This is a genomic window from Syntrophomonas zehnderi OL-4, from assembly GCF_000983115.1.
GTDB classification, from domain to species: domain Bacteria; phylum Bacillota; class Syntrophomonadia; order Syntrophomonadales; family Syntrophomonadaceae; genus Syntrophomonas_B; species Syntrophomonas_B zehnderi.
The window spans coordinates 76,970-91,646 of the sequence record NZ_CGIH01000026.1; the positions used below are offsets into that span (position 1 = coordinate 76,970).

A 14,677-nucleotide genomic window follows, 5' to 3' on the forward strand; every position below is an offset into this window, starting at 1 on the left:
TGGACAGGCTATGAGTATAAAAAACTATGTGCGTTTGGAATTTCAGAGTTTGCCTGAGAACGTATCATTTGCAAGGTCTTGCGTGGGTTCCTTTGCATCTCAAATTGATTGTACCCTGGAGGAAATAGAAGAGATAAAACTGGTGGTATCTGAAGCTGTATCAAACAGTATCATCCACGGTTATGATAACCGCACCAATGAAAAAATTTTCGTAATGGTAACGATAGCCGATGATCGTTGTCTGGAGATCATGGTGGAGGACAGGGGCAAAGGCATAGCAGATGTCAAACAGGCTATGGAGCCAACTTATTCCAGTGATGAAACCCGAATGGGATTGGGGTTCACCTTTATGAAATCATTTATGGATGACATGGAGGTTATCAGCTCGCCCGGAGAAGGAACTATAGTCAAAATGCGGCGTACCTTTATGTCCCACGAAAAAGAAGCGTATGCTTAAAAAAGGGGGAGATAAAATATGTCCCCTGACAAGCTTTATGAGGAAAATGAAACCCTTTTGCGCGCGGCTCAAAACGGTGATTTGGATGCTCGTTCCAAGGTCTATGAGGTTAATATCGGTTTGGTTTATATGGTTTTGGAGAGGTTTAAAGGCAGTTCATATGAATACGAGGATCTGTTTCAGGTTGGTTCCATTGGCCTTTTAAAGGCTATCGACAAGTTCGATTTTAGTTATAATGTGCGTTTTTCAACCTACGCTGTACCGATGATTATAGGTGAGATTAAAAAATTTCTGCGTGACGATGGTATCGTCAAAGTTCAGCGCGGCCTGAAAGAAACTTATAGTAAAGTTCGCTGGGCCCAGGATAAATTACGGGGCAGCCTGGGCAGAGATCCGGCTATATCTGAAATTGCCGGTCTTTTGGAAATAGAAAAAGAAGAAATACTGCAGGCAATTGAAGCCTGTCAGTCTCCGGCATATATGTACGATGTAATGCCGGGAACCGGTGAGGAAAAAGAACAACTGTCTTTGATTGACAAGCTGGCTAATGACGAAGGGAATATTCTAATGTTAGAACAGATGGCTTTGCGTGAAGCACTTGGCAAATTAGAGGCGCGGGAACGAGAAGTGGTGCTGCGCCGATTTTTCAAGGATGAAACCCAACATTTAATTGCTCAGGATTTAGGGGTATCCCAGGTACAGATATCACGGATCGAGAAAGCTGCTTTGGCCAAGCTTAAAGGTATGCTTGCATAAAAAATGATTCCGGGAGCAAAACTAAAAAGAAAAGGGAGACGATCGAGTGTAGGATTTTAACCTAAAAATATTAACCCGTTCATATGTTTCCCTTAAGTTTTGCAGAAAGGAGTAATAAAATGCAGATTAAAGTAGCAGAAATCGTTGGCGAATCAAAAAAGGATTGGGACGATGCAGTTAGAATTGCAGTACGGGAAGCTTCCCGGGATCTTGGCAACATTACCGGCGTAGAGGTTTACAACTGGACGGCCGATTGCCAGAACGATCAGATCATCGAATACAAGGCCACCGTAAAGATTGCGTATACCAATTAAGAAAAGCATGGTGTGAGGAGTAGGGTTTTAAATCCCTATTCTGTTCGGGTTTATTCGGTAGGCAGGTTAATAAAAAGATTCAGCTGGGGAAATATCTAGTATTTCCCCAGCTTTTTTGTGAAGATTCTTAATGTGGTTCTTTATTAAGGCGGAATTCCTGAATTATTGATCTTGAAAAAATGAATAATGCTTATTTTTAAAGCCCATAATAACTAAAATAAGGGGGAGTTATTATGTATGAGGAAAAGAATGAGGCTCTCAAAGCGGCTGAAAAACAGGAGTATAAAGATTTAGTCAATCGGGTTAAACCCAAGCCCCCTCTGCTGGTTAATTGCTTATGGGCTTTTGGGGTCGGTGGATTAATCTGTCTGATCGGTCAGTTATTTCTCAACTATCTGCTTAATATCGGTATGAACAAGGCTGATGCCGGGTCAGCCACAGCAGTAATTATGATCTTTATCGGTGCGTTGCTTACCGGATTGGGTGTATACGATAAAATCGGCGAAAAAGCCGGGGCCGGTTCCATTGTCCCGATTACCGGATTTGCTAATGTTATCGTTGCTTCAGCTATGGAGTTTAAAAAAGAAGGCTACATATTCGGGGTGGGAGCCCGAATATTCAGTATTGCAGGACCAACCTTGCTGTTTGGGTTTGTCGCCTCGGTGTTGATTGGTTTGGTTGCGCTTATTATTAAATAAAAGAGGAATAATGATATGACAACGTTTAAAAAAACCGGTATGCAAACTATAAACTTTGATAATCCCCCGGTTATTACTTCCTGGGCTTGTCTGGTCGGTCCGAAAGAAGGTGAAGGACCTTGGGCAAAAGATTTTGACCGTATACTGGCAGATTATCTTTTCGATGAAGACAGTTGGGAAAAGGCTGAAAACAAACTGTTGCGGGAGACCGTTAAACTCGCTCTGACCAAACAGGATCTGCAGACAATGGAAGCCGAACTGCTGCTGGCCGGGGATCTTCTCAACCAGACTATTTCCTCTAATTACGCTGCCCGGGAATTAAATATTCCCTACCTGGGTCTGTATGGAGCCTGTTCTACAATGGCGGAATCATTATTAATTGGAGCCATGATGATAGATGGAGGTTTCTTTAATCGGGTGGTTTCTGCTACTTGCAGCCATCATTACAGCGCCGAAAGGCAATTTCGATTTCCAGTCGAACAGGGAGTGCAGCTAGCCGCCTCAGCGCAATGGACAGCCACGGCTGCTGGGGCAATCGTGCTCCAGGTTAAGGGCCAGGGGCCTCGGGTCACCTGTGCTACCATAGGACGGGTCATTGATATGGGGGTAGATGATACTAACAATATGGGGGCTGCTATGGCTCCGGCTGCGGTTAGTACGATTAAGGCCCATTTTGCTGACAAGGGTCTGAATAGTGATTATTATGATTTGATAGTTACCGGTGACCTGGGGGCAGTAGGCATGAATTTGGCCAAAGAACTGTTCGTTCAGGAAGGCCTAGTGCCGGCACCGAACTATAGTGATTGCGGCGTTTTACTTTATGACGGTTTGCAGGGAGTCAATGCAGGCGGGAGTGGGTGTGGATGTTCTGCCAGTATGTTGTGTGGGCCTTTGCTTAAAAAAATGATTAACGGGGAGTTAAACCGGCTGCTCTTCGTGGCTACCGGAGCACTGATGAGCCCCACAGCCTCCTTTCAGGGGGAAACTATTCCGGGAATCGCACATGCGGTAGCGATTGAAAATGCATAAAATCTAGCTGGTGAAAAATCTTAAAATCTATTACATGGAGGTAAGACGGTGTCATTATTAATGGCTTTTTTAATCGGAGGCATTCTGTGTGTAATAGGGCAACTGGCTATGGATCTAACTAAGCACAGTATCACCCCCGGGCATGTTCTGGTGGGGTACATTACCATAGGCGCTTTTCTTAGTGCCTTGGGTTTATATCAACCTTTGGTTGATTTAGGAGGAGCCGGAGCCACCATTCCTCTTAGCGGATTCGGTCACGGTTTGGCCCAGGGAGCCATTGATGGAGCAGCTCAAAAAGGGCTTTTGGGGGTTTTTAGCGGAGGTGTGGAGGCAACTGCTGCAGGAATAACGGCGGCTATCGTATTTGGCTATTTGGCTGCAGTTTTCTTTAACCCGAGAGGATAAGATTTGTTTAAAGGGAGGTAATTAAAATGACCAGGGTAGGCATACCGGCAGGCCTTTTTTACCATTATTATTATCCTCTGTGGAAGACCTTTTTTGTAGATTTGGGGGCCGAGGTCATCAGCTCGTCCCTTACCAACCGGCAAACAGTGGAAAAAGGTATCGCAGTGGCTTTGGATGAAGCCTGTTTCCCCATCAAAGTCTATTTCGGGCATATTCAGGAGTTAAACGAATTGGGGCCGGACTATTTATTTTTGCCCCGCCTGGTTAGTGTTGAAGCCAGAAGTTATATCTGCCCAAAATTTATGGGGCTCCCCGATATGATTAAAGCATCCCTGCCGGATCTTCCGCCTATAATCGACATGGTAGTAGATATGAGTATTAATTCCAAAGGCTTGGAGCAGGAAATCAAACGGGTGGGAAACATCTTCACAACTAATGAAAAAGCTATATCGCAGGCTTTCCGGCATGGCCGGGAGGAGCTTTGTAAGTACAGACAGTTAATGCAAACCGGATTTAGCAGCAGTGAGGCCATAGAAATATGGGAAGGCCAAGAGCGTTTATTAACAACCTCAGCTGATCTGCAACTGGGGGTACTGGGACATGGTTATTCCTTATATGATCGCTGTATCAGCATGAACCTGATCGGGCACTTAAGAGAAATGGGCTGCCGGGTCAAATTGGTTGAGACCTGCAGCCAGGATGAAATAGAAAAGGCGGCGGCGAGTTTGCCTAAAAGGGTGTTCTGGACGCTGGGCAGAAAAAACGTTGGAGCAGCCTTACATATGGCTTCTGATGACGAAATAGACGGTCTGGTTTACTTGGCTTGCTTTGGCTGCGGTCCGGATTCTATGATTAAGGAATTTATTGAACGCCGCAGTAACGGCAAACCCTTTTTGGGCATAACCATTGATGAACATACCGGTGAAGCCGGTTTGCTGACTCGGCTGGAAGCATTTTGTGATATGTTACGCAGGAGGAGGAAAATCGATTTTGAAAGTAACCTTCCCCCATATGGGCAATATGCATGTGGCTCTGAAAACAGTCTTTAAGGGACTCAAAATTGAAAGCGTGCCCCCTCCGCCCATAACTAAACGTACCTTGGAATTGGGTGTAAAATATTCCCCGGAGTTTGCTTGTATGCCCATGAAAATTAATGTGGGCAATTTCATCGAGGCCTTGGAATTAGGAGCGGACACGATTGTTATGGGCGGGGGTTGGGGGCCTTGCCGTTTTGGGCTTTATGCGCAGGTGGAAAAGGACATTCTTAAAGATCTGGGCTTTGATTTTAACATGGTGATATTGGAAGCACCTGATTCAAAAATCAGCGAACTGTTCAAACAGTTAAAATCTTTAGGTCAAAATGTAAGCCTCTTACAGGCGTTAAAAACCTTAAAACTGGCTTGGAACAAATTGGATGCCATTGAGATTGTGGAAAAAAATTTAGAATATTTTTTACCCCGGGTTATTGAAAAGGCCAGGGCGGACAAATTATATCAGGAGGCTATTGAATCAATTGATCGGGCCGATGGCAAAAATCAATGCTATAAAGCTGCATTTGAGGCAGCCAAGGCGATGCAGGAACTGCCCACGGAAAATCAAGAACCTTTAAAGATTGGCCTGGTGGGGGAGATCTATACTATCTTGGAGCCGGCCGCCAATTTTGAGATAATCAAGCTTTTAGGGTATATGGGGGTAGAGGTAGAAAGATCTATCTATTTAACCGATTGGATCAGTGCGCATCTTTTCGGGGGTTACATAAAGAAAACTGACCATAAAAGCATCATTGCTTCTGCTCAGCCTTATCTAAACTACTGGGTAGGCGGACATGGTCAGGAAACCATCGGCAGTACCGTGGGATTTGCCCGTCAGAAGTGTGATGGGGTCATTCAAATCGCCCCCTTGACCTGTATGCCGGAGATTGTTGCCCAGGCTATTTTGCCTACAGTCAGTGTCAAAGAAGATATCCCCTGTATGACACTGTGGTTTGATGAGTTGTCAGGAACCGCTGGTATACAAACCCGCTTGGAAGCATTTACCGATATGATTTATCGTCGTAAATATCGTGCATCTAATCTTAAGGAGGCTTAAGGATTGAACGTTTATCTGGGAATTGATATCGGTTCGGTCAGCAGTAATTTCATAATGATGAACAACCAAAAGGAAATAATCAAAAACATCTACCGGCGCACCCTAGGTAACCCGGTAAAGGCAATTCAAACCGGCTTTACCGATTTGATGGACGGATGCGAGGAGGTAACCGTTAAAGGGGTCGGTACCACCGGCAGCGGTCGTCATCTAGCGGCCACCCTGCTGGGGGCGGATGTAGTAAAAAACGAAATAACTGCCCATGCGGTCGCCGCCGCTCAGTTCTATCCTGAAGTCCGCACCATCATTGAAATTGGGGGACAGGATTCCAAGATCATTATTATGCGCGATGGTATTGTGCATGATTTTGCCATGAATACCGTATGCGCTGCCGGAACCGGTTCATTTCTGGATCAGCAGGCATCCCGGCTGAATATGGCGATTGAAGATTTTGGGGGACAAGCCGTTAAATCCAGGCAATCGGTAAGAATTGCCGGTCGATGTGGAGTATTTGCCGAATCAGACATGATTCACAAACAACAGATGGGATTTCCGGTAGAAGATATCATGATGGGGCTATGTGAAGCCTTGGTGAGAAACTATTTAAACAATGTCGCCAAAGGCAAAAAAATAGAAGACCTGGTGGTATTTCAAGGAGGCGTAGCTGCTAATGAGGGTCTTAGGGCAGCCTTTGAAAAAGTTCTAGGGCAAAATCTTCATATTCCCCCGTATTATAACGTGATGGGGGCTATCGGTGCCGCCATACTGGCCTTGGAAAAGTCTCAAGGAAGCAGGCAGAACAGCCGTTACAAAGGGTGTGACTACATTATGGACGGTCAGTTCTTAAGCAGCAGCCATGAATGCAAGGGATGTCCCAATCTCTGCGAGGTGGTAGCAATAAAAAGAGATCAGGATATTTTGGCCTACTGGGGGGATCGGTGCAAAAAATGGGAGGGCAGTCTAAGCCAGACAGAAAAAGCCAACCTGCAGGTAGTTTAAACAAATGGTGAGGATTTTAGACGCTATCAGCAATGATTTTTGTTTCAATAAGCCACCCTGCAGCATCATCGAATCGGCGAGAACTTCACTTCCCTTATTCGTGTCCCAACCATCTTTCAAGCTGTTTGGGACACGGATAGAGGGTTTTAAAAAAAACAGTAAATAGTGGTGCTCATACGCAACCAGGGTTTTAAAAAAACGGCTCTGGGTTTACTGCTGATATAAATACGTTTTTTAATCCTGAGTGCGGTTTTCCTCTTCCAGGATAACAAGTATTTCTTCTTTAAGTTGCAGGCGCTCCATCTGATCGTAATCTTTATTTTGCAAGTCAATTTCCATTTTTACACGGGCCGGCCGCGCTGTAAAAAGGTATATCCGATCAGCCAGCAACAAAGATTCCTCAATATCATGGGTAATAAATAACACCGAGGCAGTGTAACGGGCCGACAGTTCTTTCAGCCAGATTTGCATACTGCGGCGGCTGATGGCATCCAAGGCAGCAAAGGGCTCATCTAACAGCAGGATGTCACTGGCCTGCAGATAAGTGCGCAATAGGGCTGCCCGTTGACGCATGCCGCCGGAGAGTTGGCGCGGATAGTAGTTACCAAACCCCTCCAGGCCAAAATCCTTCAAAAAGGCTACTGCTTGCTCGCGAGCCGCCTTTTTAGACATTCCCTTCAGAACAAGAGGGATGGAGACGTTATCCAGGATATTGCGGGAAGGAAGTAAAAGGTCTTTTTGTTGCATATAACTGATCCTGCCCGTTTTACCGGTCCAATCCTGTCCATCTATACTTATTGAGCCTTGGTCGGGCTCAATAAGTCCCGCTATTATATTAAAAAGGGTGCTTTTTCCGCAGCCGCTGGGCCCGATTAGGACTACAAATTCGCCCTGATTAAGATTTAATGAGACCTCATCCAGGGTATGCATTCCGCCCAGCGATTTACTTATTTGATTCACTTCAATTTTCATGTGTAAAAACCTCTGTTAAGTATCACTCTGCTATGCTTAGGGCAAAAACTCATTGGTAAAGGCCTGGTCAGGATCAATCGGCTGCTTGATAATTCTATTATCGTACATTAAATCAGCAAAGCCTTTCCAAACCTCAGACTTCATTTCTCCCCAGCGAACCGCGTCATCCTGATAACGGGGGGACAGGTAGGCCTGACTGGCCATTATCAGTTCCCGGTTGCTCTCCGGCACATGTTTAATAAAAATCTCACCTGCCTCTTTCGGGTGGCTGATGGCATATTGGTAGCCTTGACTGCAGGCCAGCATAAATTTTTTAACTAACTCCGGATTTTTGGCGATCTGCTTTTCGCTGCTGACTATTAGCGGGCTGTAGAAATCCAAGGCCGTCTCTTGATCCCTAAAGGGAATAAAATCAAGGGGAATATTTCTCAGTTCGGCTTCAATGCCGGTCAAGCTGTAATAGATCATAGCAAAATCAATATTTTTCTCCATGCTGGTAAAAAAATCAGCGGAGCCTATATTTACGGTTTTAACAGTACTATAATCAGCCTGATTTTTTTCCATAAGATATTTTATTAAGGCATTTTCCATGGGCGTTCCCCAGCCCCCATAGGTTTTGCCGACAAAATCGTTTGGGGTTTTAATGCCTTTGCTTGCCGGGGCAGCAAAACCGGCGTTATTATGCTGAACGATGGCAGCTATGGCAACTACCGGGACATTTTCAGACCGGGCTGCGGTGACTTCTTCCTGGTATGAGATTCCAAATTCCGCCTGGTCGGCCGCCACCAGTTGGGGAGTTCCGCCTTCCGAAGCCTGTGTGATCTTTACATCCAGTCCGGCATCCTTAAAATAGCCTTTCTCCTGTGCAACATATAAGCCGGTATGATTAGTATTGGGAAACCAATCCAAGAGTATGGTTACTTTTTGCAGGGATTCCTGCTCCTGTCTGGTTTGATTGGTTGAACAGCCTGCCAAGGAAAAAAGCAGGCAAAAGCTTAACAATATACTAACGATTCTTTTCATAAAGCACGACACCTTTCGATAAATCAGATAAGGGATAAATCACCCTTTCATTTGCCAGCGATTCCAGGGTATAAATATGTATTCCATCAGGTCGACAATTTTTACGATCAGCAGACTGAGCAGGCAGATGACGAGTACCGCTGCCAGAACCTGATCGACCTGGTATCCTTTTTGGGCCAAAGTCATAAAATAACCCAGCCCTTTTTCCGCCCCCATCCATTCCCCGATAATCGCCCCCATTATACTGTAAGTAGCTGAAATCCTTAGTCCTGAGAAAAATGATGGCAGAGCCGCAGGTATTTTCACCATCTTAGTTATCGCCAGGCGGCCCGCCCCCATGGAACGAAAAAGTTGTATTTGGTCATCATCAACTGATTCCAGGCCGTTTATCAAGCTTATCAGGATAGGAAAAAAACAAACCAGGATGACTACCAGTATTTTGGGTAGCATACCAAAACCAAACCAGATAACAAACAACACAGTTAATACGATCAGGGGGATCGTCTGAGAAATTATAACCAGGGGATACAGGGCTTGTTTAAGCCAATATATGCTGTCCATCAATACCGCGATTAAAACCGCCAGCAGCATGGCCAATAGCAGTCCCAAACCAGCTTCCAGCAAGGTAGTAGCCGTATGCATCAACAACAGCTCGTGGATCGTAAATACGCTTTTAATTACCTGACCGGGTGACGGCAAAATCCAGGCCGGGGTATTATAATAACGCACCCCGGCATCCCACAATAATATAAAAAAAAGTACTGCCAATAGAGGCAAAAGCTTAGCTGTGGTTTGAGCAGATTTTTTCATCTATAGATACTCCGTCCGGTTTGTAATCAATAGTAATCATGGATATTACTCGTGGTGCACCTGCCGCAATACATAGCTCCTGAGCTTTTTTAACCAGATCCAAAAGAGTAACCAAATCGCCTTCGATAGTGGTATCATTCGGGCTGACCATATAGTTTAAGCCAGAATCATGAATCATCTTAATTACCTGGTCAACCAAAGGATATAGCTGATCTTCAGGAACGATGGGCAGTACCTTCAAACTTAAATTGGCTTCGGGCATATAAAATCAACTCCTTAAAAAAACTCCTCACCTGAAAAGGGTAAGGAGTTTATAAGAAGACATTGTTATGCTCCCTACGCTGGCATTACCCAGATCAGGTTATAGGGTCAGGATCGCTTTAGATCCACTCTCAGCTGAATTAATCCAGCTCCCCTTTGTATAGCTGACATTATACTATGCTGATGGTTGCAGGTCAATACAGTGTCGGCAGTAAAAAGGGGAGCTGGATCACTAACCATGATACGTCAGCTATTCTTGGTGTGCGTATTGACCGAGGTGGTTTGCTTCATAAGCAGCAAATATACATAATGCGGCTTGTGAAGTCGAAAAAACTATGCTAAACTCTTGTTATGTGCAAACAACAATATAAGCTGAGAGGAGCGAACTGGAGATGAGTAGAGAAGAGCTCACCAAAATCATTCTGCCTGAGGATAAATTACCTAAATTCTGGTACAATGTGCAGGCAGACATGCCTAATCCATTGGCACCGGGATTAAACCCCCAAACCAAACAACCTCTGACCCCCGCTGATCTGGAACCCATCTTTGCGCGTGAATTGATCTTGCAGGAGGTTTCAACCGAAAGATATATTGAAATACCGTCTGAAGTCCGGGAATTATATAAACAGTATCGTCCCGCACCGCTATTCAGGGCGCATCGTCTGGAAAAGGCCCTGGATACACCATGCCGTATTTACTATAAATATGAAGGTGTCAGCCCGGTAGGAAGTCATAAACTAAACTCAGCCTTACCGCAGGTGTTTTATAATAAAATCCAGGGAATCAAAAGAATTACGACCGAAACAGGTGCCGGACAATGGGGTACGGCACTGTCACTGGCCTGCAAACATTTTGATGTTGAAGCCATGATCTATATGGTGCGGGTCAGTTATAACCAGAAACCATACCGCCGTTCTATTATGGAATTATACGGAGGCAAATGTGTATCCAGTCCCAGCCCTTTAACCAAGGCCGGGAGAGATGTTCTGGAAAATTATCCGGATACACCAGGAACCCTGGCTATTGCCATCAGTGAAGCGGTTGAAGATGCTATCAGCCGCGATGACACCAACTATTCTCTAGGCAGTGTATTAAATCACGTCTGTTTGCATCAAACTATCATTGGCCAGGAAGTAAAGCTGCAGATGGAAATGGTGGATGATTATCCCGATATAGTAATTGGGTGTTGCGGCGGAGGCAGCAACTTTGCCGGTATTGCCTTGCCGTTTATCCCCGATAAACTGGCCGGCAGCAAGGTGCGTCTTTTAGGTGTGGAGCCGGCCGCTTGCCCAACCATGACTAAAGGCGTATTTGCCTATGATTATGGTGATGTGGTGGGTTATACCCCCATGCTTAAGATGTATACTCTAGGCCATGACTTTACCCCTTCCGGTATCCATGCCGGCGGTTTAAGGTATCACGGAGAATCACCGTTGGTTAGCCAACTGTACCATGATAAATTGTTCGAAGCTACCGCCGTTAAACAAAACGCTGCTTTTGCAGCCGCCATGTTATTTGCTCAGAATGAAGGTATCGTTCCGGCTCCTGAATCGGCCCACGCCATCTGCGCTGCGGTTGACGAAGCCCTTAAAGCCAAAGAAGAAGGTGTCACCAAAACGATAGTATTCAATCTGAGCGGGCACGGCCATTTAGATCTGTATTCCTATGACCGGTACCTCTCCGGTGAGACCGAAGACATTGAGTTCTCCTGCGAAGATCTGGAGATCAGCCTAAAAACCTTGCCGCAGGTTTAAGCAGGCCTGAGAAATCAAGTGAAAATATAAAAACCCGGATTGAAAATCCGGGTTTTGTATTCTATGGAGTGAGTATAAATAGCATTATAATGATAAACTGTTAATGGATAAGGCGGTTGAGGGAGGAACGGATGGTTTTATTAAAGCGTTTACGGGCTGTTGCCGATATGATAATTGAAAACAAAAGTTTGGCCGATATAGGAGCTGATCATGCCCAGCTATCCATTTATCTGCTTCAGCAGCAAATGGTTCCGGCAGTTATCATCGGCGAACTAGGTGATGGACCTTACCGGAGAGCTCTACAGGCGGTTTTTGCCAGCGGGCTGTCGGCTGATATTACTGTACGCCAGGGCAACGGTCTGGCCGTCCTGGAAAAAGGAGAGGTATCCACCGTAGTTCTGGCCGGTATGGGTGCAGATACGATTATAGAAATACTGTCCCACGATGATGAAAAAGCCAGAAGTTTTCAACGGTTCGTTTTTCAGCCCATGAGCAAAGTCGGCGTTTTAAGAAAATATTTGGCTTGGCAAGGCTGGCCGGTTGTAGCTGAACAGCTTGTTGGGGAGAACAATCAGTTTTTTCAGGTGCTGGCCAGTGAGCCAGGCAATACGCCTTATCGTCTGACGACATTGGAAACCGAACTGGGCTTTAACGCGCTGCAGGCAGATACTGAACTAAAGCGCAGCTTCCTTAAGCTGCATCATGATAAATATACCAAGGTAGTAGATGAATTATTGGCCTCAGGGCAGGAAGATATTGGCGCCCGGATAAATGATTACCGCGAGAGAATTAAAGAACTGGAGATGATATTAGGTGCAAGCTCAGGTTAAAGACATATGTAGACTGCTGGAAACGCATTACCCCCTTCATATTGCGGAAAAATGGGACAATGTCGGCCTGCAGTTAGGATCCTATCTAAATCCAGTCAGAAGGGTAGTAATCAGTCTGGATCTTAATCAGGAGGTATTGGATCAGGCCATTGATCAGGAGGCTGATTTAATCATTACCCATCATCCATTTTTTTTCAATCCCATAAAAAATATTAACTGTGATACCACGCAAGGCAAATTAATCTCCCAATTGATCAAACATGATATCAGCCTTTATGCGGCCCATACGAATCTGGATTCGGCCAGCCAAGGGCTTAATCAATACTTGGCTGAAAAACTCAACCTCAAAAATATTCAACTACTGACCCAGACTTACAGTGAACCACTCTATAAACTGGTGGTTTATGTTCCCGGCCAGGATGAAGCCGCGGTACGTAATGCGCTCAGTTCAGCAGGCGCAGGGCACCTAGGCAGTTATTCCCACTGCACTTTTCGCAGTAAGGGTATCGGCACATTTTTGCCTCAGCCGGGCAGCCAGCCGTATATAGGCAAGCAAGGGGTTTTAGAGGAAGTAGAGGAAATACGCCTGGAAACGATTGTGCCCCAGAATCTGCTCACAGAGGTTTTAGTACAAATGCAGACAGCCCACCCTTATGAAGAACCGGCATATGATGTATATCTTTTATATAATCAGGGAGAGTATTATAGCCCGGGCAGAATCGGCCATTTAGCTACGGCCGTCAGTTTGCTGGAGTTTTGTGAGCATGTCAAGACAGTCTTGCAGCTTGATAGTCTGCGGGTAGTAGGGAATTATTCTGATAAAGTGCAAAAGATAGCGGTTGTCAGTGGTGCCGGAACCAGCTTTATACCGGCGGCGCGGGCTGCCCACTGTGATCTGCTGCTAACCGGAGATTTAAAATATCATGAAGCCCGTGAGGCTGAAGCTTGCGGCCTGGCTATCGTTGATGCCGGTCATCAGGGTACGGAACAGGTAATGCCTGGCATGGTGGCCGATCTCCTCCAGGAAAGCTCCAGGCGGGCCGGATTTGAGTTAGATATTGTTCCGGTTATGGTCAGCACCTGTATAAAGTCGATATGACCTTAATCATCCTGACTGGTTAAAGAAAATCAGAGCAACGATTTTATTATTACCTGGCGGGCATGGGAAAAAATGTGGAATTTTTCATTTACCGGAAGGAATTTTCATCCATGGTGTGGAAAAGGAATGATGTAAACCAGGGGAGATGAGGATTTATGTTAAAAATAAAGCTCAGCAGTCTGAAACCAGGTGCAAGACTAGGCAAAGATATATATAGTTATGATGGCAACCTGCTCCTGCCCAAGGGGGCAATTATCACGAGTGAGCATTTAGAGGCCTTTGCCCGCAGGCAGTTTGACGAAGTTTTCATTATGGAAACAGGCACTAAAATCAGCTCGGAAAAGAATTTTGAAGAAGTCTATTCACAATCCCTGGATATTGCCAAATCGTTTATGATGGAAGCTCGATTAGGCAAGCCCCTGGAGTTTGATGAAATTAACGATACGGTTAATCTTTTGGTCGAACAGGTTTTTGATCAACACGGACTTTTCCGGCAGATGCGTCTTATGAAGAATAAAGACGACTACCTTTTCACCCATTCGGTAAATGTCTCCTTGTTATGTATACTTATTGGGCGCTGGTTAAAATGTGATGATGAAACCATCAAGAATTTAGGTGTTGCTGGATTGCTGCATGATATAGGTAAAGTGTTCGTAGAAAATGACATCCTAAATAAACCCGATAAATTAACCGCGGAAGAATTTGAGGAGATCAAGAAACACACTTTATTAGGGTACAATCTTATAAATCAATACCCCTGGGTTAATGCAGAGGTAGCCAATGCTGTTCTTATGCATCACGAAAGGGCGGACGGTTCCGGTTACCCGGTAGGCCTAAAAGGTTATAAAATAGGTTTTTATGCGTCTGCGGTTGCGGTTGCGGACGTCTATGATGCCTTGACTTCCAGTCGGGTTTATTCCGGCAAAGTCTCTCCTTATACGGCTGCCGAAATACTATGGCAGGAATCATTTGGCAAGCTTGATCCACGTATATCCAAAGTGTTTTATGATAAGATAACAGATTTTTATGTGGGAAACGAGGTGATTCTATCGAACGGTATGAAGGGGATTGTTGTATACGTTGATCCCAGCCAGCCTACCCGGCCGATTATTTTGGCAGGGGATGAGTTTTATAACCTGGCTGAGGAAAGATCCATCACTATTCAAGAAATAATCGATTAATACC

The 14,677-nt window shown here is 45.2% G+C and carries 17 protein-coding genes and 1 riboswitch; of the genes, 13 read left to right on the top strand and 4 right to left on the bottom strand.

The features are described from left to right. Nucleotides 1-10: 10 nt before the first annotated feature. From spoIIAB to AAV90_RS06670, 9 genes are all read left to right on the top strand, one after another. Entirely contained in the window at nt 11-457 is a 447-nt protein-coding gene (gene spoIIAB, locus AAV90_RS06630) for an anti-sigma F factor (RefSeq protein ID WP_046496878.1), read from the top strand. An 18-nt stretch (nt 458-475) separates the two neighbouring features. Then, nucleotides 476-1,213 (top strand): SigB/SigF/SigG family RNA polymerase sigma factor, encoded by a 738-nt coding sequence (locus tag AAV90_RS06635; RefSeq protein WP_046496879.1) that lies wholly within the window; start codon nt 476-478, stop codon nt 1,211-1,213. Between the two features lie 119 nt (nt 1,214-1,332). After that, nucleotides 1,333-1,527, top strand: coding sequence for a dodecin family protein (locus AAV90_RS06640; protein WP_046496881.1), 195 nt, complete (start codon nt 1,333-1,335; stop codon nt 1,525-1,527). A gap of 233 nt (nt 1,528-1,760) precedes the next feature. Then, complete coding sequence (gene spoVAC / locus AAV90_RS06645; protein ID WP_046496883.1) at nt 1,761-2,225, top strand: stage V sporulation protein AC; 465 nt, start codon at nt 1,761-1,763, stop codon at nt 2,223-2,225. A gap of 15 nt (nt 2,226-2,240) precedes the next feature. Further along, entirely contained in the window at nt 2,241-3,254 is a 1,014-nt protein-coding gene (spoVAD, locus tag AAV90_RS06650) for a stage V sporulation protein AD (RefSeq protein ID WP_046496885.1), read from the top strand. A gap of 60 nt (nt 3,255-3,314) precedes the next feature. After that, nucleotides 3,315-3,659, top strand: coding sequence for a stage V sporulation protein AE (gene spoVAE, locus AAV90_RS06655; protein ID WP_046497194.1), 345 nt, complete (start codon nt 3,315-3,317; stop codon nt 3,657-3,659). A 26-nt stretch (nt 3,660-3,685) separates the two neighbouring features. Beyond that, nucleotides 3,686-4,708 carry an acyl-CoA dehydratase activase-related protein gene (locus AAV90_RS06660; protein WP_046496887.1) on the top strand — a complete coding sequence of 341 codons (1,023 nt, stop codon included), beginning with the start codon at nt 3,686-3,688 and terminating at the stop codon, nt 4,706-4,708. Continuing rightward, nucleotides 4,650-5,747, top strand: a complete 1,098-nt coding sequence (locus AAV90_RS06665) for an acyl-CoA dehydratase activase-related protein (RefSeq protein ID WP_046496889.1) — start codon at nt 4,650-4,652, stop codon at nt 5,745-5,747. The genes AAV90_RS06660 and AAV90_RS06665 overlap by 59 nt, the downstream gene beginning before the upstream one ends. Nucleotides 5,748-5,750: 3 nt before the next feature. Continuing rightward, a complete protein-coding gene (locus AAV90_RS06670; RefSeq protein ID WP_076982618.1) occupies nt 5,751-6,743 on the top strand; it encodes an acyl-CoA dehydratase activase in 993 nt (330 codons plus the stop codon). Between the two features lie 234 nt (nt 6,744-6,977). Here AAV90_RS06670 and AAV90_RS06675 read toward each other — a convergent pair whose 3' ends face one another. From AAV90_RS06675 to AAV90_RS06690, 4 genes are read right to left on the bottom strand one after another with little or no spacing between them, the layout of a single operon-like run. Further along, nucleotides 6,978-7,715: an ABC transporter ATP-binding protein gene (locus AAV90_RS06675; RefSeq protein WP_046496892.1), complete on the bottom strand. Its 738-nt coding sequence runs from the start codon at nt 7,713-7,715 to the stop codon at nt 6,978-6,980. A 36-nt stretch (nt 7,716-7,751) separates the two neighbouring features. Next, on the bottom strand, nt 7,752-8,738 hold the full coding sequence (locus tag AAV90_RS06680; protein WP_046496893.1) for an ABC transporter substrate-binding protein: 987 nt from the start codon (nt 8,736-8,738) through the stop codon (nt 7,752-7,754). Nucleotides 8,739-8,777: 39 nt separating this feature from the next. Then, nucleotides 8,778-9,548 (bottom strand): ABC transporter permease, encoded by a 771-nt coding sequence (locus tag AAV90_RS06685; protein WP_046496896.1) that lies wholly within the window; start codon nt 9,546-9,548, stop codon nt 8,778-8,780. After that, nucleotides 9,520-9,810, bottom strand: coding sequence for a thiamine-binding protein (locus tag AAV90_RS06690; RefSeq protein ID WP_046496898.1), 291 nt, complete (start codon nt 9,808-9,810; stop codon nt 9,520-9,522). The genes AAV90_RS06685 and AAV90_RS06690 overlap by 29 nt, the downstream gene beginning before the upstream one ends. Nucleotides 9,811-9,864: 54 nt before the next feature. Further along, a riboswitch (TPP riboswitch) is annotated at nt 9,865-9,975 on the bottom strand. Nucleotides 9,976-10,201: 226 nt separating this feature from the next. On the opposite strand from AAV90_RS06690, the gene AAV90_RS06695 reads away from it, so the two are divergent. The 4 genes from AAV90_RS06695 to AAV90_RS06710 all read left to right on the top strand — a co-directional run bounded on the left by AAV90_RS06695 (nt 10,202) and on the right by AAV90_RS06710 (nt 14,673). Continuing rightward, nucleotides 10,202-11,563: a TrpB-like pyridoxal phosphate-dependent enzyme gene (locus AAV90_RS06695; RefSeq protein WP_046496901.1), complete on the top strand. Its 1,362-nt coding sequence runs from the start codon at nt 10,202-10,204 to the stop codon at nt 11,561-11,563. Nucleotides 11,564-11,694: 131 nt separating this feature from the next. Further along, nucleotides 11,695-12,393, top strand: a complete 699-nt coding sequence (locus tag AAV90_RS06700) for a tRNA (adenine(22)-N(1))-methyltransferase (RefSeq protein ID WP_052729647.1) — start codon at nt 11,695-11,697, stop codon at nt 12,391-12,393. Beyond that, on the top strand, nt 12,377-13,492 hold the full coding sequence (locus AAV90_RS06705; RefSeq protein WP_046496903.1) for a Nif3-like dinuclear metal center hexameric protein: 1,116 nt from the start codon (nt 12,377-12,379) through the stop codon (nt 13,490-13,492). The genes AAV90_RS06700 and AAV90_RS06705 overlap by 17 nt, the downstream gene beginning before the upstream one ends. 155 nt (nt 13,493-13,647) lie before the next feature. Continuing rightward, nucleotides 13,648-14,673, top strand: a complete 1,026-nt coding sequence (locus tag AAV90_RS06710) for an HD-GYP domain-containing protein (protein WP_046496906.1) — start codon at nt 13,648-13,650, stop codon at nt 14,671-14,673. Nucleotides 14,674-14,677 lie beyond the last annotated feature (4 nt).

Coding starts and splice junctions, on each gene's coding strand:
- spoIIAB (WP_046496878.1), top strand. CDS start 11: ATGAGTATAAAAAACTATGTGCGTTTGGAATTTCAGAGTTTGCCTGAG.
- AAV90_RS06635 (WP_046496879.1), top strand. CDS start 476: ATGTCCCCTGACAAGCTTTATGAGGAAAATGAAACCCTTTTGCGCGCG.
- AAV90_RS06640 (WP_046496881.1), top strand. CDS start 1,333: ATGCAGATTAAAGTAGCAGAAATCGTTGGCGAATCAAAAAAGGATTGG.
- spoVAC (WP_046496883.1), top strand. CDS start 1,761: ATGTATGAGGAAAAGAATGAGGCTCTCAAAGCGGCTGAAAAACAGGAG.
- spoVAD (WP_046496885.1), top strand. CDS start 2,241: ATGACAACGTTTAAAAAAACCGGTATGCAAACTATAAACTTTGATAAT.
- spoVAE (WP_046497194.1), top strand. CDS start 3,315: ATGGCTTTTTTAATCGGAGGCATTCTGTGTGTAATAGGGCAACTGGCT.
- AAV90_RS06660 (WP_046496887.1), top strand. CDS start 3,686: ATGACCAGGGTAGGCATACCGGCAGGCCTTTTTTACCATTATTATTAT.
- AAV90_RS06675 (WP_046496892.1), bottom strand. CDS start 7,715: ATGAAAATTGAAGTGAATCAAATAAGTAAATCGCTGGGCGGAATGCAT.
- AAV90_RS06680 (WP_046496893.1), bottom strand. CDS start 8,738: ATGAAAAGAATCGTTAGTATATTGTTAAGCTTTTGCCTGCTTTTTTCC.
- AAV90_RS06685 (WP_046496896.1), bottom strand. CDS start 9,548: ATGAAAAAATCTGCTCAAACCACAGCTAAGCTTTTGCCTCTATTGGCA.
- AAV90_RS06690 (WP_046496898.1), bottom strand. CDS start 9,810: ATGCCCGAAGCCAATTTAAGTTTGAAGGTACTGCCCATCGTTCCTGAA.
- AAV90_RS06695 (WP_046496901.1), top strand. CDS start 10,202: ATGAGTAGAGAAGAGCTCACCAAAATCATTCTGCCTGAGGATAAATTA.
- AAV90_RS06700 (WP_052729647.1), top strand. CDS start 11,695: ATGGTTTTATTAAAGCGTTTACGGGCTGTTGCCGATATGATAATTGAA.
- AAV90_RS06710 (WP_046496906.1), top strand. CDS start 13,648: ATGTTAAAAATAAAGCTCAGCAGTCTGAAACCAGGTGCAAGACTAGGC.